At 43.0% G+C, this 24822-nt stretch carries 18 protein-coding genes and 1 pseudogene; 13 read left to right on the top strand and 6 right to left on the bottom strand.

Going from position 1 to position 24822, the window contains the following annotated elements; all coding sequences use genetic code 11:
* Nucleotides 1–216 precede the first annotated feature (216 nt).
* From AB4623_RS13850 to AB4623_RS13825, 6 genes and pseudogenes are all read left to right on the top strand, one after another.
* Nucleotides 217–1218: a TerC/Alx family metal homeostasis membrane protein gene (locus tag AB4623_RS13850; RefSeq protein ID WP_050650433.1), complete on the top strand. Its 1002-nt coding sequence runs from the start codon at nucleotides 217–219 to the stop codon at nucleotides 1216–1218.
* 313 nt (nucleotides 1219–1531) lie between these two features.
* Nucleotides 1532–1720 (top strand): hypothetical protein, encoded by a 189-nt coding sequence (locus AB4623_RS13845; protein ID WP_017059812.1) that lies wholly within the window; start codon nucleotides 1532–1534, stop codon nucleotides 1718–1720.
* Nucleotides 1721–1895: 175 nt separating this feature from the next.
* On the top strand, nucleotides 1896–2636 hold the full coding sequence (locus tag AB4623_RS13840) for a DUF1223 domain-containing protein (RefSeq protein WP_372146675.1): 741 nt from the start codon (nucleotides 1896–1898) through the stop codon (nucleotides 2634–2636).
* A 201-nt stretch (nucleotides 2637–2837) separates the two neighbouring features.
* Nucleotides 2838–4127 carry a DEAD/DEAH box helicase gene (locus AB4623_RS13835; protein WP_017059810.1) on the top strand — a complete coding sequence of 430 codons (1290 nt, stop codon included), beginning with the start codon at nucleotides 2838–2840 and terminating at the stop codon, nucleotides 4125–4127.
* Between the two features lie 231 nt (nucleotides 4128–4358).
* Nucleotides 4359–6077 carry an autotransporter assembly complex family protein gene (locus AB4623_RS13830; RefSeq protein ID WP_372146674.1) on the top strand — a complete coding sequence of 573 codons (1719 nt, stop codon included), beginning with the start codon at nucleotides 4359–4361 and terminating at the stop codon, nucleotides 6075–6077.
* A 228-nt stretch (nucleotides 6078–6305) separates the two neighbouring features.
* Nucleotides 6306–7069: pseudogene (locus AB4623_RS13825) on the top strand (aspartate/glutamate racemase family protein).
* Nucleotides 7070–7170: 101 nt separating this feature from the next.
* Here the strand turns inward: AB4623_RS13825 and AB4623_RS13820 are convergent.
* The 6 genes from AB4623_RS13820 to AB4623_RS13795 all read right to left on the bottom strand — a co-directional run bounded on the left by AB4623_RS13820 (nucleotide 7171) and on the right by AB4623_RS13795 (nucleotide 15493).
* Nucleotides 7171–8628 (bottom strand): phospholipase D family protein, encoded by a 1458-nt coding sequence (locus AB4623_RS13820; RefSeq protein WP_372146673.1) that lies wholly within the window; start codon nucleotides 8626–8628, stop codon nucleotides 7171–7173.
* 79 nt (nucleotides 8629–8707) lie between these two features.
* Nucleotides 8708–10924 carry a carboxylesterase family protein gene (locus AB4623_RS13815; RefSeq protein WP_372146672.1) on the bottom strand — a complete coding sequence of 739 codons (2217 nt, stop codon included), beginning with the start codon at nucleotides 10922–10924 and terminating at the stop codon, nucleotides 8708–8710.
* Nucleotides 10925–11053: 129 nt separating this feature from the next.
* Nucleotides 11054–12712 (bottom strand): hypothetical protein, encoded by a 1659-nt coding sequence (locus AB4623_RS13810; protein WP_372146671.1) that lies wholly within the window; start codon nucleotides 12710–12712, stop codon nucleotides 11054–11056.
* Nucleotides 12713–13038: 326 nt separating this feature from the next.
* Nucleotides 13039–14394, bottom strand: coding sequence for an FUSC family protein (locus AB4623_RS13805; protein ID WP_102427946.1), 1356 nt, complete (start codon nucleotides 14392–14394; stop codon nucleotides 13039–13041).
* Between the two features lie 9 nt (nucleotides 14395–14403).
* Complete coding sequence (locus AB4623_RS13800; protein WP_017059803.1) at nucleotides 14404–15270, bottom strand: HlyD family secretion protein; 867 nt, start codon at nucleotides 15268–15270, stop codon at nucleotides 14404–14406.
* A 10-nt stretch (nucleotides 15271–15280) separates the two neighbouring features.
* A complete protein-coding gene (locus tag AB4623_RS13795) occupies nucleotides 15281–15493 on the bottom strand; it encodes a DUF1656 domain-containing protein (protein WP_017059802.1) in 213 nt (70 codons plus the stop codon).
* Between the two features lie 471 nt (nucleotides 15494–15964).
* Here AB4623_RS13795 and aspT point away from each other — a divergent pair, with 471 nt between their 5' ends.
* From aspT to AB4623_RS13760, 7 genes are all read left to right on the top strand, one after another.
* Entirely contained in the window at nucleotides 15965–17680 is a 1716-nt protein-coding gene (aspT, locus tag AB4623_RS13790) for an aspartate-alanine antiporter (protein WP_372110243.1), read from the top strand.
* Between the two features lie 152 nt (nucleotides 17681–17832).
* Nucleotides 17833–19431, top strand: a complete 1599-nt coding sequence (locus AB4623_RS13785) for a bifunctional aspartate transaminase/aspartate 4-decarboxylase (protein ID WP_372146669.1) — start codon at nucleotides 17833–17835, stop codon at nucleotides 19429–19431.
* Between the two features lie 206 nt (nucleotides 19432–19637).
* Nucleotides 19638–20495, top strand: a complete 858-nt coding sequence (gene pdxY / locus AB4623_RS13780; protein WP_017060057.1) for a pyridoxal kinase PdxY — start codon at nucleotides 19638–19640, stop codon at nucleotides 20493–20495.
* A gap of 213 nt (nucleotides 20496–20708) precedes the next feature.
* Complete coding sequence (locus AB4623_RS13775) at nucleotides 20709–21881, top strand: patatin-like phospholipase family protein (RefSeq protein ID WP_017060058.1); 1173 nt, start codon at nucleotides 20709–20711, stop codon at nucleotides 21879–21881.
* A 17-nt stretch (nucleotides 21882–21898) separates the two neighbouring features.
* Nucleotides 21899–22324, top strand: coding sequence for a hypothetical protein (locus AB4623_RS13770; protein WP_017060059.1), 426 nt, complete (start codon nucleotides 21899–21901; stop codon nucleotides 22322–22324).
* 158 nt (nucleotides 22325–22482) lie between these two features.
* Complete coding sequence (locus AB4623_RS13765; RefSeq protein ID WP_372058309.1) at nucleotides 22483–23388, top strand: LysR family transcriptional regulator; 906 nt, start codon at nucleotides 22483–22485, stop codon at nucleotides 23386–23388.
* Nucleotides 23389–23649: 261 nt separating this feature from the next.
* Entirely contained in the window at nucleotides 23650–24801 is a 1152-nt protein-coding gene (locus AB4623_RS13760) for a BamA/TamA family outer membrane protein (RefSeq protein ID WP_017067293.1), read from the top strand.
* Nucleotides 24802–24822 lie beyond the last annotated feature (21 nt).

The raw sequence follows: 24822 nt of genomic DNA, 5'->3' as shown, positions 1-24822 counted from the left end.
CACAACCAGAGGATTATTATCCACGCGTTTGGGGAGTAGTTAGCGCAAGTTTACATATCGTCATCTCGTTAGGCCAAGAGTCTATCCGGTATGTAAAAGTGAAATCCCATATTTCACTTCAACGAGACCAACGCAATCACAGTCAAGATCCGTAATGGAGCTTGATATGCTTTGTTTGCGGAAGGTCTTTGTACAGTTCTTCCGCCCGGAGGAATAATGAACTCAACTCAATCTCTATTATCTACAAATAGTGAATCCTTTTTTTCATCGCCAATCATGACGACTTATGCGGGCTTTTTCCTGCTAACGGTTATTCTCGTCTCTATTGATATCTATCAGACTCGTGGCGGTAACGTTACTATCAAGAAAGCGGCAATCTGGAGTGTTTTCTGGTTTGTACTTGCGTTTTTGTTTGCTGGCTCGATTTACCTATTTTGGGACATTTATGCGCCGAACAGTGACTACACAGCGCAAAAAGCAACCGTGTCATTCATTACGGGTTACTTGTTAGAAAAATCCCTTAGCGTAGACAACTTGTTTGTTTTTGCGATGATCTTTGCTCAATACCAAGTTCCTGAGCATCTAAGACCTCGTGCGCTTCTTTGGGGCGTAATTGGTGCATTGGTGCTTCGTGCAATTATGATCGCACTAGGCGCACAGCTATTGGCGGAATATCACTGGGTGCTTTACGTGTTCGCTGCGTTCTTGATTGGTACAGGTATTAAGCTGGCATTAGACAAGGGCGAAGAGGAGAGTGTGAATACTCTGCCTGAAAAGCTACTTCGTAAAGTGATGCCGGTAACAGAGGACTTCCATGGCCCTGCATTAATGGTTAAACAGGGTGCTAAATGGGCATTCACTCCAATGATGTTGGTCATCGGTGCGATCGCAGTCATGGACGTTATGTTTGCATTAGACTCTATCCCTGCGATCTTTGCGGTAACACAAGAACCGTTCTTGGTACTTGCGGCTAACGTGTTTGCGTTACTTGGTCTTCGCTCGTTGTATTTTGTACTGCAAGGTATGATGGACAAGTTCATCTATTTGAAACCCGCGCTTTCATTCATCATGGTGTTCATTGGTGTGAAAATGCTTCTGGTTGATAGCGAGTGGGCTATCCCAACTTACTGGTCATTGGCGGTATTGGTTTCTACGATGACGATTGCGGTTATAGCGTCGGTTTATGCGAAGAAGCCAGGCATTGAACAAGCAAATTAAAAACAAATATAACTTATCGAAAAGTCGATAATGAACACGTGGCTGATGAAGTGGAAAATTTATTTATGTAAATTTTCTGTGACATTGACCACTGTTGTTTGCGGGGTATTTGTACTAAATGCATGATATAAACACTATATTGAATTTGTACTCACATAATCTGCATATCTATTTTGTGGCATTGTTAATGGTTTGTTTTATTAGAAAAACTAATCCCAAAATCTAATTTTAGTCATTTTTTAACCTGCAAAAGATCACCTATTATTCTTGTCATCAGAACGAAACACATTAATAAATTTATAGAGAGGCAATCATGGCTCAAGCAGTACAAATGAATACTATCGCTGTTCCTAACTCTATGGATAAGAAAACCTACTCGGTTAACTTCAAAGGATTGATTGCACACATTTTCGATATTCTTTTCGTAGACAACTCTCCACGTAGTTACTACGCAAGCGACCTATCTGGTCACATGCAACGCGATATCGGTATTAACCGTTAATCTCAGCGTTAACATGTAAATATAGAATTTTAAGAAAACGCCAGCCTCTAAAGCTGGCGTTTTTGTATCTGAAATAAACTCAATCTCTTCGTAAACTAAGCACCTGAAAGAAAAACCTAGGCATAACGGTCTGTATTTGAGCGCCATTCAATTCGCTTTGTACAAGGATCTCGGTATGTCACACGCCAAACGCAATTCATCATTGATTAAACTTTGTTTATTTGCCTTACCGATCGGCTTCTATTCCTCAGTGTCGCTTGCACAAACCTGGAGTAATGAAGGCCAGCCCGCACAGGTTATCGAGCTCTTCACCTCTGAAGGTTGTTCAAGTTGTCCTCCCGCTGATGCGTATCTAAGTACATTTGAAGATGACCCACAACTGTGGACACAAGTCATTCCTCTCGCTTATCACGTCGACTATTGGGACTACCTCGGTTGGGGGGATAAGTTCGCGAGCAAGGCGTTCAGTCAGAAGCAACAACTGTATAAAGCTTACGGCTTAACAAGTGGGGTTTACACGCCGGGCTTTGTTGTCGATGGAAAAGAGTGGCGCGGTTACTTTAACTGGTTAGACAGAACGCTACCTTCTCTTAAACAACAAAATAACCCCAAGCTAACGGTCAACCATAAAGGCGATACGTTCAGCGTAAGTTACGAAGGCAAAGGTGATTATGTGGCACATATCGCTCTATTGGCGATGAACGAAGTCACCAGCGTTAAGGCGGGCGAGAACAGGGGTAAGAAACTCGAACATGATTTTGTTGTGGTTTACGATGGTTATCAGCGTGGTGAGTCTGAATGGCAATTTAATATCAATTTTGAGCCACTTGTCGCTACACCAGACGCAGTCGCTGTTTGGTTAACCGAGCCGAATTCGTATGCACCGGAACAAACGGTAGCAGGTTGGCTGAACTAACTGCAACCCACGACAATTGTGTAGCTGGAATACTCTTAGACGAAGTTGGTACGGCGAGTATCGAGGTTCTCACATCGATAACTTCGCTTCTGACGGATATTAATCAGTGAAATAGAAGCGAAAGGGCGATTTAGTTACGTAATACTGCTGAAATACGTTAATATAGCGCGCTATTATTTTAGCTTTGAGTTCCTGCAATTAATGACTAACACCACTACACCAACCAACTTCTCTGATCTTGGCTTAATCTCTCCTTTGATGGCTCGTTTATCTGAGCTTGAATACCAACAGCCAACGCCTATCCAAGCGCAAGTTATTCCAAGTGTGTTAGCAGGACGCGATTTAATTGCAGGCGCAAATACCGGTTCAGGTAAAACCGCAGCATTTGCACTTCCACTGTTACAAAAGATTCATGAAGATGCCCCTCTGGACCGTCGTTCAGGCAAAGGTAACTTTGTTTCTGGCCTTATCTTGGTTCCTACTCGTGAACTTGCTAAGCAAGTGGCTGACAGCGTTAAATCTTACGCTGTGCATTTCAATGGCGCGATTAAAACGGTTTGTGTGTTTGGTGGTGTATCGGTAAACACTCAAATGCAGGCGCTACGTGGCGGCACTGATATCTTGGTGGCAACACCGGGTCGTCTGCTTGACCTTATTTCAAGCAACGCTATCAAGCTAGACAAAGTGAAAACGTTAGTGCTTGATGAAGCTGACCGAATGCTAAGCCTAGGTTTTACCGAAGAACTTGATGCAATCTTGAAGCTCTTGCCGAGCAAAAAACAAACCTTGTTGTTCTCTGCAACTTTCCCAGAGCAAGTTAAAACGCTGACTCACGAACTTCTAAGCGATCCAATTGAAGTTCAACTTCAAAGTGCCAATGCGAGCACACTGGTTCAACGTGTATTCGAAGTAGAAAAAGGTCGCAAGACAGCGTTACTCGCACACCTAATTCAACAACATGAATGGCGCCAAGCTCTGATCTTCGTTAATGCGAAGAACAGCTGTGAGCACCTAGCAGACAAGCTTTACAAGCGCGGTATCATCGCAGAAGTATTCCACGGCGATAAAGGGCAAGGTTCACGTACTCGTATCCTAGAAGATTTCAAATCTGGCGAGATTGACGTTCTGATCGCGACAGACATCGCGGCACGTGGTCTGGATATTGAGAAGCTTCCAGTGGTAATCAACTTTGACTTACCGCGTAGCCCGTCAGACTACATGCACCGTATCGGCCGAAGTGGTCGTGCAGGTGAAGTTGGTCTTGCGTTATCTCTGATCGATCACGAAGATTACCACCACTTCAAAATCATCGAGAAGAAGAACAAGATTCGTCTTGAGCGTGAGCAAATTGAAGGCTTTGAAGTGGATGAAGAAGCGACAGCTGAACTGATCGCAGCACTAAAACCTGTTGCGCCACCGGCCGGTACTGGCAAGAAGAAAAAGAAGAAGAAAGCTCCAAAAAACCAAGATGTGTGGCTGAACAACAACTGATCTTGAGTCAGCAAGCCATATAAATCAGCAAGCCATATAAATCAATAAGTAATAGACATTCAAAAGGTGCTTAATTGCGCCTTTTTTGTGTCTGTAGGGCTGGGATTTGAGTCGTTAATAAACGACTGTTGCGGTGTTAAACAACCCGATAATCCGTTCGAAGGATAGCGTCCTCCATAAGAGATTCGGCGATTTAACGCTTTGCTCATAACCTGTTCGGGTTTTGAGCAATTGGGTAACCGCGTGAAGACCTCGATTAAACAATTAGTGCTGGCCACTTCATTTTTCCTGTTTACCCAACACTCTTCTAGTGCTGCTGAATTTGAGGTTAAAGGGGTTAATAAAACTCTCACCGAAAATGTAGAATTATATTTAGAACCTTTAGCCGATGTTCCTGCATCACAGCTATCGAAAACGAAGCTATCTAAACGTATTCAAGATGCACTCAACCCTTATGGTTATTATCACCCACAGCTCGATATCGACCTCAATGATTCTGATAACGTGATCATTAACATCGATTCTGGTCCTGTCATGCGCATCGCAGAATCGATAGTAAAAATAACAGGTGAAGCTAGCCTAGATGCGGAGTTCATCAATATACTCAATCAAAGCAAGTTAGGCTCAGGTTTAACTTTGTCTCACCAAGAATACGACCAAACTAAGCGTGCGATTTTCTCTTTAGCAAAGCGGAAAGGTTATTTTGACGGCAGGTTTATCGAGTCAAAGATTGAAGTTATTCCTAGCGAGAACATCGCGAATATACACTTGTATTTTGCAAGTGGTCCACGCTACAAGTTCGGTTCTATAAGTATTCCTGATGATGGGGTTGACCCTACTCGTATCGAGAAAATACCCACCTTTAAAAAAGGTGATGACTTTGACACCATCAAGTTAGGTGAACTGCAATCTGATTTGTCAGACACTCAATGGTTTCGAAGTGTCATCGTACATGGTGACTTTGACAAACTTGATGACAACCTAGAAGTTCCAATTGAAATCATTGCCGAGCCAAGTTCTCGAAATATCGTGCAGGTCGGTGGCGGCTATTCTACAGATCTCGGTTTACGCGCCTCTCTCAGTTGGTCAAAGCCTTGGTATAACCGGAGAGGCCACAGCTTTGAAACACAGACATATTTGTCTGAACAGGAGCAATCACTTCAGTTGGGGTACAAAATCCCCACAGAGAAAGTCACAACGGATTACTTTGGTATTCAGTTTGAATCGAAACGAATTGATCATCGAGATACCAATAGCTTTACAAACGATCTTAAGTTCGAACGTTACTGGCAATTAGACAGTGATTGGCAAAGCACCATTTATGTCAAATACTTGCACGAACAGTACCGTCAGGCGTCTGAGGAAGAGCAATCGCAATTGCTGTTACCTGGCATCAGTTTTTCTCAGGTTGATCGTAAAAATGATCAGTTGGAGCTCAATCATCGACACATCTATTCTGTCGAGTATTCTGACCCTAGTCTGTTCTCTGACTCAAGGCTGTTGCGGTTGGAAGGAAACAGTGTCCTTTCATGGGATATTAGTGACAGGCAGAAGCTCCATTTCCGCTCCAACGTAGGCATCAACATTGCCAAATCATTATCTGATGTGCCGTCGTCACTGCGGTATTTTGCTGGTGGCGATGGAAACCTGCGAGGTTATGGTTACGAATCTATCTCCCCTAGAGACGAGAATGGTGAACTAACGGGGGCACGTTATATGTTAACTGCTGGGCTCGAATATCAGCATCAAGTCTATCGTTCAATTTGGTTGGGCGCATTTCTTGATGTGGGTGATGCATTTGATCAACAAGCGGATTGGAAGCGTGGGACGGGCGTGAGTTTGATTTGGAACTCACAGTTAATACCAGTTAAGCTCGATTTTGCTTACGGCTTAGATGCGCCTGAAGGCGACGAATTTCGTATTCATTTTTCCTTTGGTACTCAATTCTGATTTTTGTACGCTGTTTATGCACTCGCGAGGATGCGAACCATCTAATAGGATTCAAGTAAATCGAAAGAGCGTAATAACCTTTGTGCTTTAGCAAACACAAAGGTAAAAACAATGAAAAAGCTACGATTCGGTGTATTTGGTAATATGGGCCCTGAAGCAGATGCTCTGTTCCAAGATATCGTCGCCAAGAAAGAAATTGAACACGGCGCACTTAAAGACTAAGACCACATGGCCATGATAGTGGTGAAAAACTCAGATATCCCCGATCGATCTGAAGTGATTAACGAAGGCGGTACCGATCCTGTGCCTGAACTGATTGAGTCAGCGTGCATTTTAGAACATGCCAATGTTCAGTTTGGCGTAATGACCTGTAACACCGCTCATTACTTTAGACCTGAGGTTCAAAAGCACACCAACGTTTATATCGTCGACATGCTCAAACCACCGTTGATCAAATCAAAGAGCAGAACTCTGAATCTGTTGTTGGTATTTTATGTACCAACGGCACATACAATTCGGGAATCTATGATCGTTACCTAACGGACGCGAATCTGGTGTTCGTTAAGCCAGATTCCTTTGAGCAAGAGCATAACGTGCATAGTGCTATCTATGGTGAAGTAACCGGTGAGATGACAGAGTGTGGACAAGCAATCCGAGAAACCAACGGGATCAAAGCGGGCGAGTTTGAGCGTAATGCCGCACTGCTTGCTGTAGCGATTCAATCCATCGTAGAGAAGGGCGTTGATACGGCTATTTGGGGATGCACGGAACTTCCTTTGGTTAGAAACCAACTTGAAACGGCATTTCCAACAGTCACTTTTATTGATCCTATGGAAGCGGTAGCTGAGCGTGTCGTTGATATTTACCGTCTCGCTGAGCAATATGTGGAGCGTGGACATGTGGATTACAACATTAATGATGTTAATTCGATCTTCACAACGCTTGATATGGTGAACTACGTAGCCCAAAGAGCGATGACCTACCGTCTATAAGCTCAGATACGTGTATTTGAAACATGAGAAAGCCGCGAATTACGCGGCTTTTTTACATTTGGACTGGAGAAAATTAAAAATTAAGATTCGAAGCTGAACACTTAAAGCTCGAACTCGCCATTCATTTTTCGAAATAACCAATCAGGTACCTTGTTCCATGAACTGTAGTTCGGGTTCTTAGTATGGATTTGTTCCTCTGAAGCCCAGATGGTGTCACCTGATTGTTCTCGCGACACAGCCCAGAACAACTCCTCTTTCTGACGTGTTAAGTAGTGTGTCACTTGCTTCGCAAACTCTTCACTGTCAACCAACACCCCAAACTCAACGTTGAGAAAGTCTGATCTTGGATCGAAGTTAGAAGAGCCAATATAGGTGACACGCTCATCTAAAATTACTGTCTTGTTGTGGTAGTAGGTATCAACATGAAAGTAGTGATCATCATTGATCGCTTGGCTTTTGTACTCATAGATACTTACGCCCTTGTCGAGTAGAGTCTCACGGTGTTTTTCGTAATACGCAGGCACAAAGCCCGAATCATTAGAAGCCGATGAATTCGTCAGTAAGGTGACTTCGGCTTCGCTCTCTCTAAGTGCATCGACGAATACAAACTTGTTATCGCTTGGCACCATATAAGGCGTAGAAATAATAACCTTAGAAGGTGTCGGTACTTTTTGCTTCATCAAGTGTTCAATACGTTGGCGAAAGTAGGGCTTGTTGTCATTGAGTTTCTCCAGTGAGTCAAATACCGGCGTGACAGAGGCTGAAATGAACTTCGGTTGGTTTAAGCTCTTTATCTGCCTTTCGACTTCAGACGTGATCAATGCTTGATTCTTTTCACCTTTGTTCAACGCTTTGGTGAACGCTTGGTATTGCTCTTTCTCTTTGATTTTAATGCGTTCTTGAATTGGCACTACATGCTCACTGTTCCACAACGCTTGGTAGTTTCGGTCGAAAGCAGCAATCACGTCGCCTTTAAACAGCACATCCATATCAAAGAAGTTGGCACTTTCGCTGTAGCCAAAGTAGTCATCACCGATGTTGCGCCCACCGAGGATCATCGATTGGTGATCAACGTTAAAGTATTTCTCATGCAGCCGATTATCTAACTGTTTTTGATGAGTAGAGAAGTTGAGCGCACGACCAATCCAGCCAGCTTTACGTGACTCAAAAGGGTTGAACAGTCGAATCTCAATATTGGGGTGTGAGTCTAGCTCGGCCAACCATTTGTCATTGAATACCAACAAGTCATCCAGTGTGAGGCGCACGGCCACATCGCGGTCAGCGGCGTGTTTCAGCTCGTTTAACAGCATCAGACCCAGAGTGTCGTTTTCCCAAGAGAAGTAGGTCATATCAATAGAGTGTTGTGCTTGGCGAACCAGATCAATGCGGCGCGCAAAGGCTTCAGGTGCACTAGGGATCAAATAGATTTGAGCTTGATGTTCTGTGCTTTGCCAGTTAGCTTCGAAGTCGGGTTCAACATCGGGGTAAGGTTGGGCGCAGCCAGTAACTAAGATCGACAAAAATAGCACTATCAGCGCGTGAATACGTGTGAAGTACATTGTGATGTTCCGTAAAAATAGGGTATAGGTGACAATGGCCAGACAACTGGCCATTGTGGGAGTGATTGGTGACTAAGCGTTAGTTCTGGTTAGGAACTTCGTAATCAGGCATGTATTTTAAGGTTAGCCCAAGATCATTTAAGCCTTGAAGTCTACCGTTAGGCATACTGCCATCTTCAGATTCGTTGAATAGAGCATCCCAATCGTCTTCAATGGTTATTTGACCATCACCATCGACGAACAGTACGTTATCTTGTTGCTGGCTGTACTCATAGTCTGTAAACAGATTGTCGCTGAACCATAGGCGAGACATGTCGTTCATCAGAGCTTGGTCTTTTGAACTTAGGCTCACTTCTGAACCGTCTAGTTTATAAGGTTTGTTGAAAATAAACGGCAGTTCTGAACCACCACAAGCACCGGAGATACAAGCAAGCGTTTTTATCACACCAATATCTAAATCGGCTTTTTCACCTTGAGTGTTGTATGTCCAAACGTTGAAGCTAGGCTTGAACGCAAAATGGTACATTGAAACTGGCGCGTATACATCTGCATTTTCAGTCGAACGAATCGCTTGGTTACGTGCTGGCGCTTGGAATAGCATGTCATTCATCAGCATTTTGAACTCAGACATGTTCTGCGTTGCACCACCCAACTGATTTTCCGACACAGGTTTGTAGTCTGCCAGTTCCAGTAATTCGTTGCTCATTTCAGAGTTAACTAGGCCAAAAAACAGCTTGGTCACGGCTCCATAAGCGGTTGCATCATCGAGGTTGATTTGTGCTTGAACCTCTTCAGCAGACATTGCTGACACCATATCGATAACACGTTGCTTATTGCCATCAAGTTGCAGCCATACCGCGAGCTCTAAACCTTGATTCTCTTCGCTTAGCGATTCAAAAGTACCGTTGTCTACATCTTCCTTTAATAGCTCCAAAATGGTTGGAATTAGGAATGTCAGACTAGGCAGCATAGCCATCGTATCCGCGTCTTTTTCATTGTTACCAATGACTGTCGGTACAGAAAAATCTTCTGATATCGGTTGGCTGGTCAGGTGTAAACCTTGATTTGTACCATTGCTGTCAATATATGGTGCAAATGGCAATAAATTCGACATTGGAGTATTGTTATCATCATTTATGACCCCTAACACACTGCCTTCAACCCAATTTAGTACCTTGTTTACAGGTGAAAGTAAGGTGTTACGTTGCGCATCGAGAATCTTGTCTAGTGTTAAATTTTGTTGCTGCTCGATAGAGTCATCTGCACATACAGTTACAGGTGCTAAAGATGGCTGATCATCAGCGATAGATTCTAAAGTATCTTGAATATCCTCTGGCAATATGTTTAAAGCCAGTATAGCTTTTAAAGCGACTTTCAAGCCATTCACCTCTTTCTTCGTATCGGTTGTCTCTAATGCCTCGCATACAGCAACACTACTATTTTGTGCTGTTGCATTGCTTTTATATTCAAAACCGTATGGGTTACTCTGCATAATAGCGCGTTCAAAGTACTTTACGTCACCATCAGCATTAACTATCGAATCGACTACGTTATCTTGTTGAAGTATGCCAACCGACATCGCTCCTGAACCTTGGCCCATCAAAGTGACGTTTCCAGCATTACCACCAAACTTATCAATATTCTGGTTAACCCACTCCATAGCACGCTTTTGGTCACCAATACCAAAGTTACCACCAGTTTCGTCTTCAACCCACATTGAACCCAGTAAGCCTAAACGATAGTTAAATGTCACGTAAATAAACGGGTTACCTTCGTCGGCGCCTTGCGCTACAACCGTATCACCTTGGATGAGCGACTCTGCACCAGAACCGTATTCGAAATCACCACCGTGGATGAATACATAAACCGGTAGATCTGCATCAGCATCTACGCCTGCTGGGCGCCAGATATTGAGGTTAAGGCAGTTCTCATCTTGTGTTTGTGTTGTCGTTTTTAGTTGAGGACAAGCATAACCGAACTGAGTCGCATCCAAAGTACCTTCAACAAGGTTTACAACTTCACTGTGTTCAAAGCGCTGAGCCTCTGCATATTGAATCCCTTTGAAAGATTCAACGGAAGCCAGTTTGTCGTCTTCGGTATTCGAAGTTATAACCAGTTCTTCTATCGTCGCTTTAATCGTTACGTTACCGATTTGAGCATCAAACGGTTTAGCCGGTGCCGGAACTAACGGTTCGGGCTTGTCTGGGAATGGAACAGTAGGGGCACTATCAGTATCGCAACCTGCTAAGGCAGTAGTAATAGTAAGAGCGATCATTGAACGGTATGCAATAGTCATAAAATGAGTTTCCACAATAGTATTCGGCGTAGTCTGTTTCATCGCTATCTGCGTAGATAACAGAACTACAAAATTTCTTATTAAGAACAACCTGGTTTAAGGGCTAGGCTGGTAATCAAAGTTCGGTGACTAGAATCGGTAGCCAAGATTCAGCGTTACAGCCGAACGAGTTTCGCCTTTGTTGTATAACATGGTCATGTTGTAGTTTTTGCCGATCTGCTTGTTAACACCTGTTAGGAATGCCCACTGGTCGATATCGACGCCAACGTCATAATCAAATTCGATGTCGTCGGTTTTTACGGTGCCTTGCATACGTGAATTTAAACCTTGGTATTCAGCACCCACGAAAAACTGAGCTCGATAATCAACTAATTGGTAACCCAGCATGGGTTGAACCGTGACAATGCCATCTCCCCAATCGTCCATTCCTTTTAGGCGTGTTTGTGAATAGGTACCTGTGACTGAGGCAAAGAACTCTTTGTAACCAACAGATAATGTGGTGCCCGCGCCGCGTAAGTCATATTCAAGATGAAGTGGTACATTCAAACGACCACTGTTACATAAGGCAGAGACACCTTCGCAAAGTGCGTTACCTAGCCCTGGCAATTTGTTATTGAGCTTGTCTTTTAAGTATTCACCTGCGGCGCCGGTATAAGAGGCGTCAATATTCGCATCAACGTTTACCTTTCCTACGTACCCGAATACATTCCAGAATGGCAAGATATTTACGTCGCCGCGTATCGAAACACTTTCCGCTTTGACCGTCGCAACACTGTCTTCCGGGTCAAATAAATCATTCAAGCGCACTCCACCAATCACGTAATCTGTCATGGGTATATCCATATCTTGATTGCGATAAGCCACTGATACGCCGAATGGAAGGGGTAAATCGATACCTTGACGACGCACCATGTCACCCATTAAAGGGAATACTCGATCTAACTTAACACTCGCTTCTTGCATACGAGGATCTGAAACTTCTTTTAGACGCTCTTCATGCAGGACATTAACGCCGTTGTCGTCTTCATAAATTGCGACGGGTTCAGTTACAGCGCTCATGGTCATCGGTTTCGTTTTAGACGTACCCTCGATGTTAATTGTCTTACGTTCAATAACGACTTGACCAGAGTCTAACGTTTGGAAATCAATCACTTGGTAATAGGTATCGACTTTTGACTTACCAAGATTAAATGGCTTGTCGTTGGTGATTACCATGCGTTTTGGTGTGCCGCCTACAAGTTCAATATCAACATTCAAGAAACGGAAATAGGCGATGTCTTGTGGTAAGCCGTATTTCGAATAGTTGAAGCTAATGGTCACGTCGCCGTTGTCTTTTTCATTGACTTTCACTGACGATGGATCGAAGCTTTCTGCATAATTTCTTAGTCGATACTCAGTGCGCGTAAACTCTTCAATTTCATCGATCAGTTTTTCGTTTTCATCCAGCTCTTGCGGGTTGTATTTGATGCGCAGGTCGATGTTGCCTTTGCTGTCTGTGTTTTTTATCAGATAGACGCTTGAGTCACGAACCTCATCGCCAATTTGTATGGTTCGATGTGCGTGTTCAACTAGGTGTTCGCCCTGTACGAGCGAACTGATTGCTAGCTTTGGTAAATCATGACTGATGCCATATTTGTCAAATAGTGCTCGACCTTTTTCCATAACTTCGCTGTAAGTCTTGGTTTCTGCCGCAGACGCAAAATTGGGGGTGGTAAGTAATAGGGCGCTCGCTAACACAGAAAGAGTATGGGTCTTACAGGCGCTGGTGCGTATTTCAAAAAAACTCATGACGGTTTCCACGCTGAGTGGCCTCAAACCTTCGAGACTCAAACAGTCGATGTAATACTGAACGTCGTGTTCAGTTGTTATGTATTTATCCGTTAGGATTGCTAGTGTGAATGTCGCGACTAAAAATGCATTGCGTCAATCAATGAGAGGATTTTAAGAGGAGGTGGCAGATCGCGTTAATCGCTTTTGATGGACGCTATCCTCACTTAGTAATAATTAGCGTTAATCAATTGATTTATAATGATTTTCAATAGATAAAAAAACGGCCTGTGAAGTAAAAATACTTGGCAGACCGTTTTGTTGTGAGTTGTTAAGCGCATTTAGTTCTAAGCAGTTACCCTCACTCTAAATAGATCAGTAAACAACTTCGCTATCATCAGAATAATCAAAATGTTTACGAGCATCAAAAGTGGCGTTTCAATTCCATAAACAGGTGTGAGGTTGAGCGCACCAGATGTGAGAACAACTAATAAGTTAATACCCAATATTCGGTGTACCATGAGCTTAGGTGTCGCGAACACTTTCCATATCACCATAATGTTAAGGAAGTAGAATAGTCCCAGCTCCCATAGTTCTGTCATTAATGGCATCACAAAGATGTATTGCAACAGAACCACCGACCCTGTACCCAACACACCATAAAAAGCGTCCTTAATAACGCTTGGTGGCATGGTCGGCACCATAGAAGAGAATACACCGGCTAACATAGGAAATATGAAACCACCTGGAACTGGAAGATAAATCCAAATCAACAGCGATGTGATAAACATCGACACGCCTTGCAGCACTTTGCGCCCATCTTCATTCAAATGTTCAACAAACGTGCGATGTGCATGATGCCAAGACACGTCTTTATGATCACCTATGACATTGAGTTCACCCTCAACAAGAGATTGTTCTGGTGTTAATACATCGAACGTCTTCAAGTTGTGAGTAAGAACTGCCCATTGGATATCTAAGTCTGATTCGCTGTTACTTTGTTTGAGTAATGTATCTTGGATATGTGCCATTTCATCGATACGCAAGCGCCATGTTTGGATGTTCTCTTTAAGGTGGTAGCTTCCGGTCAGTGGCAGATCTAAAAGTTGATACAGCTTATCAATATTCGCGGTGTTGCTTTCAAGTGCGGCAATGTCGATGTTGTCTGTTTTTTCCATCGCATCTAACAACGCTTGTTTACTGGTTTCGAAACGTTGTACAAAGTTGAGTTCAGTATTCACAGGCCACACGATGCGATACACAATAGAGAACACAACAACACCTAATAGTGTTTCTTGAAGTCTAAGTACAGCAAAGTGAAAGGTGGTTTGGTTATCAAACCCGCCCATACAAGCAACAATCGAACACACGGTAAATCCTATTGAAAAGATGTAGCCGTATTTCTCGTCACTAGACATGAAAATACAAGTGCCTAAGAACACGGTAAGAAATGTTAGAAACAAAAATCGATCTTGTGAAAACATCGCAATGAGGAAAAAGGCATAACCGGTCCCTAACAAGGTTCCCATTAACCGGTTATGGCCTTTGTTTATTGAATGGGCGAAGCTCTCGTTCAATGCCATCACTGCGACGGCTATCGCAGCCCAATACGGTTTTTCCCAACCAAACCACAACGCTAGGCAGATTGCGATAACGATAGAGAGTGCGACTTTAATCGCGTCTTTAGTCGATGCAGTGAACATAAGAATCACCTAGCTATTTTTGATTATTTTGATCGAGGCAGTCATACCAACACGCAGTTGTACGTCTTCTGGTATTTTGTCTAACTTCACTTTGATAGGGATGCGTTGAGCTAGGCGTATCCATTGGAAGTTTGGATTCACGTTTGGCAATAAATCATTACCTGTGCTGCCGTCTTGCTTCGCGATACCAAAACCAATACTTTTGATATGTCCTTCTAGCTGAACATTGTTGTGCATCATTAAGGTCACATAAGCAGTGTCCTGAGCATCGACACCGACTAAATCAGTCTCTTTGAAATAACCTTCAATCCAGAAGCTATCTTCATCAATTAGCGCAACCACAGGTGAATTCGCGACAACTTGAGAGCCAACACGTAGGTTCAGATTGGTGATATAGCCGTTAGTAGGCGCATATACCTTGGTGTACTCAAGGTTGAGATGTGCTTCTTCTACGTTCGCTTTTGCCAGTTCGACATTTGCGGCGCTGGTTTCTACCGCGTTGTTCAAGTTGTTTAGTGTCAGCACGGGCACGGCACCGGGCGTTCTTTTCTCTAAATTCAACGCGCGTTGCTCTTCGTTTTTGGCTTTGGCGAGTAGGGCAAATGCTTGTTTTTGAGTCGCAAGTGCTTTTCTGTAGGTCGCCTTGTAAATACTCGGATCGATCTCAAAAAGAAGATCGCCTTTTTTTACCTTCGAGTTGTCTTCGACATGCACTTCAATGACTTGACCCGTGACTCGAGGTGTAATCGAGACGATATAAGCGCTGACTTGTCCGTCTCTGGTCCATGGGTTACTTGAGTACGACTGGTAATAGCTATAAACCACAGTTCCCGCAGCAGCCAATAATAAAAGTGTGATGAGATAACGTTTGATCACAGTAAGTGCCTCAAAAAATGGTAATAAAATGGCCGATAGCGCCAGTAAAAATCACGATCAAGCTCAGTTCTGCTATTGCAGGAAAGGCGACGTACTTATGAAGGCCAAACCGTGTCGCGATTGACCCTGTTAGCATTGTCAGTATGTAAGCCAGTGCGATAACCAATAACAGCGGTGGGAAGTAGACTTCATCCCACACAAGCTCATGCGGCATGGTATTCATGGTTCTGTTCTCTATTTGTTTGATGAATGCAACGATAACGGAGTTCGATTTATTGTGATAATCGCTTATAGAGGATCGTACCCATCAAAATCCAACTTTATTCGGTGATTATGCCAACTGCCTCTTTGTTGAGAGCCGTAAGCCAGTAAAACAACGGTAGGTAGGTTGTCGTTCTTGAAGTGGAAACACTTAATTGAAATTGATTTCGAAAATCATCTACTTTTGCCGATTTAAGATAAATCCATTTAAACCAATCACTTAAGGTGTAAATTGCACTTCAAAAACTATGCGAACAGTTAAAGTGATGATTTGATCCATCAAATGGGATTACATAATAAAACCTTTTGTTCTTAATATTCGGTTCGAAGCAACGAGATGCTTTATTTATTTTGAATAATCCAACAAATATCATTATTAAGTTATTAGTTAGATTATTTACTCCTTATATTTAGTAACAAGAGTAAATTTGTCATGGACATTATTTCTAATCTGTTTGACATGGCACCATTTGTCGCACTATTTATTACACTCTCATTGGGTTATATGGTTGGTAAAATTACTATCGGCCGATTTGTTTTAGGCGGTGTGGCCGGAACATTATTAATGGGCGTAATTATTGGGCAATTTGGTGTTCAGATTGATCCCGGCGTAAAAAGTATTTTCTTTGCGCTCTTTATTTATGCTGTGGGTTATCAAGGCGGCGCACAATTCTTTAAAGCGCTTAACTTTAGAACCATCAACATTCTGTTGTCTGCGGTTGTTATGACGGTTTCAGGCTTATTGTGTGTACTTGCCGCTGCGTGGTTGTTTGACTTAGATAGAGGTACTGCTGCGGGCCTAGCTGCCGGTGGTTTAACTCAGTCTGCGATCATTGGTACTGCAGGCGATGCGATCGCCCGTTTGGGTGGTGTGTCTGAAGAAGCCAAACATCTGATGCAAACTAACGTTGCTGTAGGTTACGCTGTAACATATATCTTTGGTTCATTAGGTCCAATCTTGATGGTGACTTGGGTATTCCCAACGTTGATGAAGTGGGACATTCGCTCTGAAGCAATTGCGTTAGAGGAGAAAAATTCTAACGGTAAACGTGATTTGGCAGATGGCGAATTTAACGCAGTCACAGCTCTAGTGACACGTGCTTTTAAAGTCACTCACGACGATAAACTGGTTGGAAAAACACTCGCGCAATTGAATCAATCATCACTTGCTGCGTGTATCGAACTTATTGAACGCGACGGAAAAGAGCTGAGTGCAGACAAGTTCACAGCACTTAAAGCGGGCGACCTTGTTGTGGTTACCGGCCGTAGAAATGCGGTTCATGAGCTACAGAGCAAGGCGCAAAGTAATGAAGTCGCATTACCGGAAAGCTATGAAGTTATTGAAGAAAATCGTCAACTTATCGCTGACAATCGCAAACTGATTGGTCGTTCGCTAAGAGAGATCAAAGATAGCTCAAATCAACGTTCGTTCCGTGGTGTGTATGTTACAGACTACATGCGTGCTGGTGCTTCAGTCGCCATTACTGATGATCTGATTGTTCAGAAAAACGACGTTATTCAATTAACAGGCACCGCACAAGACATCAACCGAGTTGAAAAGCACATCGGTAAGCGTATGGGTTCAGCAACCATGACTGATTTCATCGTACTGGGTTTCGGTATGGTACTGGGTCTACTTATTGGCTTAATTAGCTTCAAGATTGCAGGCATTCCCGTAACGATTGGTTCTGGTGCAGGTTGTTTGATCTCAGGCTTGCTTGTTGGCTGGTTACGTAGCCGAAACCCACATGTGGCTCAGTTCCCGGTAGGTGCAGCAAACTTCATTCGTGACTTTGGTCTAGCGGCATTTGTAGGCATTGTTGGCCTCCAAGCGGGCCCTCAAGCGGTTGATACCATCAAAGAACACGGCATGTCACTTCTGTTCTTGGGTATGGCAGTAACCATCATTCCACAGATTATTTCATTCTTCTTCTCGTACTTTGTATTGAAGATAAAGAATCCGGTAGAAGCTTTAGGTTGTGTAACCGGTGGTCGAAGTGCAAACCCAGCGTTCGCTGCATTGATGGAAAAAACAGGCAACGCAACGCCAGTATTCTCTTTTACTGTGACTTACGCCGTAGCCAACGTGTTACTGACTCTATGGGGCCCAATTATCGTCGGCATTATTACCGTTAATGCGGGTATGTAATTAAAACCTACAACTCATTATAGATTTAAAAAAATCATCAACTTATTAACAGACCTACCCAATCAAAAATAGGGTAGGCCTGAATAATCACGCTTAAGTAAAACACTTTATTTAATTACAAGTGTTTAATATTAAATTATTAGGTAAATATTATGACTACACAAAATACAAATATCGACTTTTCAAAATTCGCTGATTTAAGCCCATTTGAATTAAAAGACAAATTAATTGAAGTTGCTCAAGCAGTGCCAGACCGTGCTTTACTAGACGCAGGTCGTGGTAATCCAAACTTCTTAGCAACATTGCCACGTAAAGCATTTATTCGTTTGGGTGAATTTGCAGTAATGGAAGCGGAACGTAACTACGCTTACCTCGGTGGTGATTTCGGTGGTATCCCTGATGGCGTGGGTATCGTTGAGCGTTTCGATACGTTTACTAAAGAATACTCAAACGACAAAGGTGTTCAGTTCATCGAGCGCGCACTAAGCTACGCAAAAGATCGTCTAGGCATCCAAAAACAAGCGTTCCTAAACGAACTCGTTCTTGCTTACCTAGCGTGTAACTACCCAGTACCACCACGTATGTTGACTAACATTGAGAAAGTGGTGAAGCAGTACATTGCAGAAGAGATGTATGGCCCAATTCCAATGACCACGGACTTTGACTTGTTCGCAACGGAAGGTGGTACGGCATCAATGACCTACACATTCCAAACGATGTTCAACAATGGTCTATTGAAAAAAGGCGATAAAGTGGCGCTAATTACGCCAATCTTTACCCCTTACCTAGAAATCCCAGAGCTTTCTGAGTACGAACTAGAGATCGTTGAACTGCGTCTTGATGAGACCACTTGGCAGCTTCCAATGTCTGAAATCGAGAAACTGGCAGATACAGACATCAAACTACTTTGCGTCGTTAACCCTGCTAATCCAGCATCAGTGAAATTCTCTGACGAGACTCTAGAGAACCTAACAAACTTTGTGAATGAGCAACGCAGTGACCTATTCATCATCACTGATGACGTATACGGTACATTTGCCGATGACTTCGTTTCTCTATTTGCAAAACTACCATACAACACACTTTGTGTTTACTCGTTCTCTAAGTACTTTGGCGCAACAGGCTGGCGTTTAGGTACCATTGGTATCCAACACAAAAACGTATTTGATGACGCACTAAGTTCTTTCAGCGAAGAAAAACAGTGTCAACTTGATGACCGTTACAAAACACTGACTCCAGAGCCACGTGACATTAAGTTCATCGACCGCATCGTTGCGGATAGCCGTAGCGTAGCCTTGAATCACACTGCCGGTCTATCTCTACCGCAACAAGTGCAAATGGCGATGTTTTCTCTAACTTGTCTAATGGACTCAGAAGGTCGCTACAAAGCCGCTTGTAAACGCATCATCCGTGAGCGCTACACAACGCTTTACAAAAACATGGGTGTAGCAATCGAAGAGAACAAAGACCGTGTGGATTACTACACACTACTAGAGCTAGACACGCTAGGTGGCAAACTTTACGGTCAAGAGTTTGTCGACTGGTTCAAAGCTAACGAGAAAGGTAAAGACTTCCTATTCCGTCTTGCTCACGAAACCGGCGTAATCTTACTACCTGGTAAAGGTTTCGACACAGTACACGCATCAGTACGTGTATCACTAGCGAACCTTACTCACCACGAGTACGAGCTAATCGGCCGCGCAACTCGCAAGGTATTGGACGAGCACTTCGCTGAGTTTCAAGACGCATAAGTTCAAGTCTGGCTTAGAATCAAATACATGATTTAAAGCCGATGACGTCCAACTCATTAAGAATAAGCCTCGGCGATGTCGAGGCTATTCCGACCAAATAAGCACAGTGGTTAGATCGATAAAACTTCCTATCTTGATGTTCCGTTGTGTTTATTTAGTCGTCTTATCCAAGTATTCAAATCCATTTCAAACTGAAAGAGCGACGCATGAAAAGCATTATTTCTATTCAATCTCACGTGGTTTACGGGCATGCAGGAAACAGTTCTGCGGTTTTTCCAATCCAAAGAATGGGACTCGATGTGTGGCCAATCCACACTGTTCAGTTCTCTAATCACACTCAATATCAACAAGGTTGGACCGGGCAAACATTCGGCTCAGATGATATTCGAAACTTGATTCGAGGCTTAGACAACATCAACGTACTGAAAGACTGTGGTGCGATCCTATCGGGTTATCAGGGAAGCGCAGACCAATGTAAAGCGGTTGCCGAGTCGGTTAATTTAGTTAAAGAAAAGAACCACAGTGCACTCTATGTTTGTGACCCTGTAATGGGTGACCCAGATAAAGGTTGTATCGTTGAGGATGGCGTTAGAACCGCCATTACTAAACACTTGCTTCCTATTGCCGATGTTATAGTGCCAAACCAATTTGAACTAAGTGAATTGACCGGCATTAAAATCCTCTCCCTTTATGACGCGGTTACAGCATGTAAGAAAGCATTGGAGCTTGGTCCAAAGATGGTGCTCGTGAAGCATCTTCACTCATTACCCGATGACGCGTTCAGTATGATTTTAGCAACGAAAAAGGCATGTTATTTAGCCCAACGACCGAACATTGAATTTGCTCAACAACCGGTTGGTGTCGGTGACCTTATCTCTGGCCTGTTTACCGCAGGGTTAATAAAGAGAATGTCTCCCGTAGCTGCATTCCGACATGCAAATAACGCGGTCTATGGTGTGTTGGAGCTAACTAAAAGCTATGGCACTTGGGAGCTACAAACAATCAATGCACAATATGAATTTGTAGAGCCTACCCACGATTTCAACGTGGTCAAAATCGGGTAGAGCGTTTAACTCCGATAGTGGTGGAGGGTGTACCTATTCGATGGGTCGCATCCTACAAACGAGATTACGAGCTAAGACTAAACCTAGCTATATTACTCCCAGAAAGAGACGGACTTCACTTTATCCCTATTTATTAACTTCTCTGTTTATAGCTGTTCTTTTGATTAAACAGAGTTTCTGAATCATTTTAGAGAACATTAAATGAGCCTAATTATGAACCGTCTAATTTCCTCGGGTTTTACCGTTGCTTTGTCATTACTTGTAGTGGCATGTAGCTCACCCCACACGTTGGATGTACGCGTACACAAAGACAATTACAAAGAAGTGGTTGTAGAAGAAGCGATATCAGTAAAAGAGCCATTGCGTATGTGGGCGAGTGAGAACCCAGACTTCTTATACTCTCCAATCGATCAAACAACGCCAATTAAAGTGTCAGGTGAGCAACTAAATATCTTAGCTTTGTCAGGAGGCGGCGCGAACGGAGCCTTTGGAGCCGGTATTTTGATAGGGCTGGAAGAATCTGGCCAATTGAAAGACTACTCAATAGTTACTGGCATCAGTGCAGGAGCGCTAATGGCACCATTTGTATTCATCGGCGGAGATGCATTTCCGAAGATGAAGGAGGTGATGTTAAACATCAATGACAAATCAGTGCTCGGCAAAAAGAACTTTTTAAACACCGTGTTTAAAGATGCTTTTACTGACGGTAAAAACTTGAATCAATTTATCGCTCAGGCGTTCCCTGAACCGATGATCGAGCAAATTGCTGCGCGACACCGCAACGGTAAGCGTTTGTTTATTGGTAGCACACACTTTGATTCTGGAGAGCTTGTCATTTGGAATGTGGGCGCAATTGCAAATAGTGACATGCCAGATAAGTCTGAACTTATATATAAGGTTTTAGCAGCAAGTGCTTCTATTCCTGGAGTCTTCCCACCGCAGTTTATCAATGTGAAGTACGAAGGTAAAAGTTATGAAGAACTTCACGTCGATGGTGGTTTAGCCGCTCAAGTATTTTTCAATCCATCTAACTTCGACTATCAGCAGATCTCAGATGCTCTTGGGTTAGAAAAACCACCACAGCTCGATGTTATTCGAAATGGAGCACTGAAAGCGCCGTACCACTCGCTGAGAGATAAGGGTCTAGATTTAGTAGCAAAGAGCGTATCAAGCCTGACTCTTGCTCAAACACGTGGTGATTTATATCGAATGAAATACATCTGTGAAATCAACAACATTGATATGCAATTTACTTACATCGAGCACGACTTTGGTTACGCCAAACGAACCAAAGACATGTTTGATGAACACTATTTATTAACCATATACGAATATGGTTATCACAAAGCAACTCAGGGCAAACCTTGGGTAACAGAATTACCTTAATTTAGGGATATCGTAAAATGAATAAAACAGCTTTAGCGCTACTTATCATGGCAACGTCTAGCGCTGCCATGGCACAAAATGTGACCTCAATGGAACAGCAAAAAGTCGATAACGACATGCTACAACTGGCCGACGTTCAACAAGAAGCGGCGTTGTTCATGGTTGAAGAAAATTCAGACTACGTGGAGATTGACTACATTGGTCAGTGGGTTGACGTGAACAATTACGTCACACACAAAGAAGCTAAAGAACGCCAGCTTCAAAAGACCACCAAGAAATACATTTACTCGCAAACAGGTGAAACTCTAGAATCCATCGAGCAGCGAATTGCTGAGCATATTCAAGTGGACCAACCTAGATATTTCAGTGTCGATGTTTACCGTAATTACCACGGTGATTCTGGGGACTTTAACTATCTAGCTCGAGTTATCGAATACATTTAAGTTATTCGTTTGACATCAACGATAAAACCTACTAGCTTAAGTAGGTTTTTTTGTTTCAAATTGACGAATTATTTTCACTAATATTATTCTGACAAAGTAGATATTTCGCCAACCTGTGATAATTTAAATACATAACGATTAAAAGTAAGCACAACAACATGAATTTCAGCATTGAACAACTTCTCGCGTTCGTTACCGTTTATGACCAACTCTCTTTCAGCAAGGCAGCAGTCAAGCTTAACAAGCACAGAACGACAATCGGGCAGGTTATAACTAACCTTGAAGACCAACTCGCGGTAAGCCTATTTGAAAGGGTTGGACGCTCTGTAAAGCCGACAGAAGATGGTCATCTTCTTTACCACTACGCTAAGCAAACGATTGAACAGGCACGCACTTTCGACAAGGTAGCCTTGAGCTTGTCTTATGGCGGTTTGGAAAACATTACTTTTGCTTATTCAAGTGTGATACCTCATCAAATCCTTGTGGATATTCGAAAGAAGTTGCGTCGTGATTTCCCGATGATGCGAGTGAATTTTCTTGTACGAAATAAAAAAGACATTAAGCAAGGCCTTCAGAGCGGTGAGTATCATTTTGGATTGGTCAACGTGCATGACAGTCGTGGAATACACAGTTTTGATGCCACCTTTTTAGGCCATATAGAATTTTTTCCTTTCGTTCAAAAAAATGGTGAGTTTTCATCTTTGGCAAAAGAAGATGTACTTTTAGCGCTAAGAAATGCGAAGCAGTTTGTCTTAAAATCCTTCATTGAAGAAGGAATGTCCGAAAAAATAACCGTTAGTTCTGACAATGAAGAAGTCGACCAATTAGCGCTAGTTATCAAAATGGTTGAAGCAGGTCTAGGATGGGCACTTCTACCAAAAACGTTCGCTCATTCTGAATTTTCGCATTACGACATCGAACCTATACAATCGTCTGAAATGGAACAAGGATTTAAATTTGGCTTTGCACTATGGTGCCCTCATTCTAAACAAATTAGCGAAGTTAAGTCATCAGTATTATCAGTTATCAAAGAAAACGTAGAGCGATTGCTAAAGCGAGATTAATGAACCAATAACACAGTTTACTTGTTCACAGAGGCTCATTTATATGAGCCTTTTTCGTATTTGTCATCTTTAGAATGATTTGATTTTGTAGGGCTAGATCCTCCATATGAGAGTAGGGCAATACCACAGTTTGACCTATTCTAACCTTGTCGATTAAGGACCCCTTTATTGGCAATAAGTGTTTAATTTCTATGTTTATTGCAAGGAAGCAAACTTTCGGCCGGGTTTTATTACCCGGCCTTTTTTATTGAGGCCAATCTTATGAATCGCTGCGGCGGCTTTGCTCTTTTTTCCTGCTTTTTATTTACAACATCTTCTTTCGCATCGTTTTATGATCCTGTTGATGGTCAATTTGATATGGGGCATCACCTTGCGGAAAACGCACATGGCTTTTTGCCTATCCCAATTTTGATTACCGAGCCTGCGGTGGGGTACGGCGGCGGTGTGGCTGGTTTGTTTTTACATGAGACGGATGAGGAAAAGCGACAAAGAAAGCAAGCTGCTCTTTCTGCCATAGATGGTGGTGCGCAGTTAGTACCCTCAGCAATGTCAGTAGTGGGCGCAGTAGGGACAGAGAACGAAACTTGGTTTGTATTTGGTGGCCATAGACGATCTTGGATGAATGATTCCATTCGTTACACAGGAGGTGGCGGCTTTGGTGTTGCGAATTTGGATTTGTACACATCAATCAACTGGGGCCCCATAGATCATGACCTTAGAATAGGCACGTCAACTTCGGTAGCCGTACTTTCACAAAAGGTGCAGTTCCGGATTGGGCATACGCCTTGGATGTTGGGAATAAAGCAGTTATTAGCTAAGTCTGAGATTGAATTTGATAACATGGTTTTAGACCGAATTTTGGGTAACGAATCGGTTACTTCTGGTTTAGGGTTGGAGGCTGAATATGACACAAGAGATAATTTATTTTATCCAACCAAAGGTTACAAATTGTCTGCAGATTACATGGTGTACGACGATGCGATTGGCAGTGATTACAATTACCGAAATTTGAACATAGATGGCGAAGCCTATATCCCAATTACCAATAAATGGACGTTAGGCTTGGCTGCAAATTATCAAAGCTTCGAACAGCAAGACCTGTTTGTATCACCCACAGCGAAACCGTACGTGTCGTTACGCGGGGTGTCATCTTATCGGTACCAAGGAGATGAGATTGAAACAATCCAAGGCCAATTGACGTATAGTATCACTCATCGTTGGAAGGTGTCTGGGTTTTACGGTTCAGGGGTTGCAAAGCAAGATAACGGCATAAGCCACGACAGTACCGTCAATGCCGGAGGTGTCGGCTTTCGATACCAAATCGCGAGACGTTACGGTTTGCACCTTGGGATGGATTATGCGCAAAGCCATGAAGAACGCGCTATCTACTTTAACGTAGGCAGTGGTTTCTAGAACAACGGAATAGGTTAAATT

Origin of the sequence: Vibrio sp. 10N.222.52.C12, assembly GCF_041474215.1 — a bacterium.
Lineage (GTDB): Bacteria > Pseudomonadota > Gammaproteobacteria > Enterobacterales > Vibrionaceae > Vibrio > Vibrio crassostreae_C.
This window is presented reverse-complemented; position numbering and strand designations above follow the sequence as displayed.

Excerpts from the sequence above, each read along its gene's own strand:
- AB4623_RS13850 (WP_050650433.1), top strand. The coding sequence starts at position 217 with ATGAACTCAACTCAATCTCTATTATCTACAAATAGTGAATCCTTTTTT.
- AB4623_RS13845 (WP_017059812.1), top strand. The coding sequence starts at position 1,532 with ATGGCTCAAGCAGTACAAATGAATACTATCGCTGTTCCTAACTCTATG.
- AB4623_RS13840 (WP_372146675.1), top strand. The coding sequence starts at position 1,896 with ATGTCACACGCCAAACGCAATTCATCATTGATTAAACTTTGTTTATTT.
- AB4623_RS13835 (WP_017059810.1), top strand. The coding sequence starts at position 2,838 with ATGACTAACACCACTACACCAACCAACTTCTCTGATCTTGGCTTAATC.
- AB4623_RS13820 (WP_372146673.1), bottom strand. The coding sequence starts at position 8,628 with ATGTACTTCACACGTATTCACGCGCTGATAGTGCTATTTTTGTCGATC.
- AB4623_RS13815 (WP_372146672.1), bottom strand. The coding sequence starts at position 10,924 with ATGACTATTGCATACCGTTCAATGATCGCTCTTACTATTACTACTGCC.
- AB4623_RS13810 (WP_372146671.1), bottom strand. The coding sequence starts at position 12,712 with ATGAGTTTTTTTGAAATACGCACCAGCGCCTGTAAGACCCATACTCTT.
- AB4623_RS13805 (WP_102427946.1), bottom strand. The coding sequence starts at position 14,394 with ATGTTCACTGCATCGACTAAAGACGCGATTAAAGTCGCACTCTCTATC.
- AB4623_RS13795 (WP_017059802.1), bottom strand. The coding sequence starts at position 15,493 with ATGAATACCATGCCGCATGAGCTTGTGTGGGATGAAGTCTACTTCCCA.
- aspT (WP_372110243.1), top strand. The coding sequence starts at position 15,965 with ATGGACATTATTTCTAATCTGTTTGACATGGCACCATTTGTCGCACTA.
- AB4623_RS13785 (WP_372146669.1), top strand. The coding sequence starts at position 17,833 with ATGACTACACAAAATACAAATATCGACTTTTCAAAATTCGCTGATTTA.
- pdxY (WP_017060057.1), top strand. The coding sequence starts at position 19,638 with ATGAAAAGCATTATTTCTATTCAATCTCACGTGGTTTACGGGCATGCA.
- AB4623_RS13775 (WP_017060058.1), top strand. The coding sequence starts at position 20,709 with ATGAACCGTCTAATTTCCTCGGGTTTTACCGTTGCTTTGTCATTACTT.
- AB4623_RS13770 (WP_017060059.1), top strand. The coding sequence starts at position 21,899 with ATGAATAAAACAGCTTTAGCGCTACTTATCATGGCAACGTCTAGCGCT.
- AB4623_RS13765 (WP_372058309.1), top strand. The coding sequence starts at position 22,483 with ATGAATTTCAGCATTGAACAACTTCTCGCGTTCGTTACCGTTTATGAC.
- AB4623_RS13760 (WP_017067293.1), top strand. The coding sequence starts at position 23,650 with ATGAATCGCTGCGGCGGCTTTGCTCTTTTTTCCTGCTTTTTATTTACA.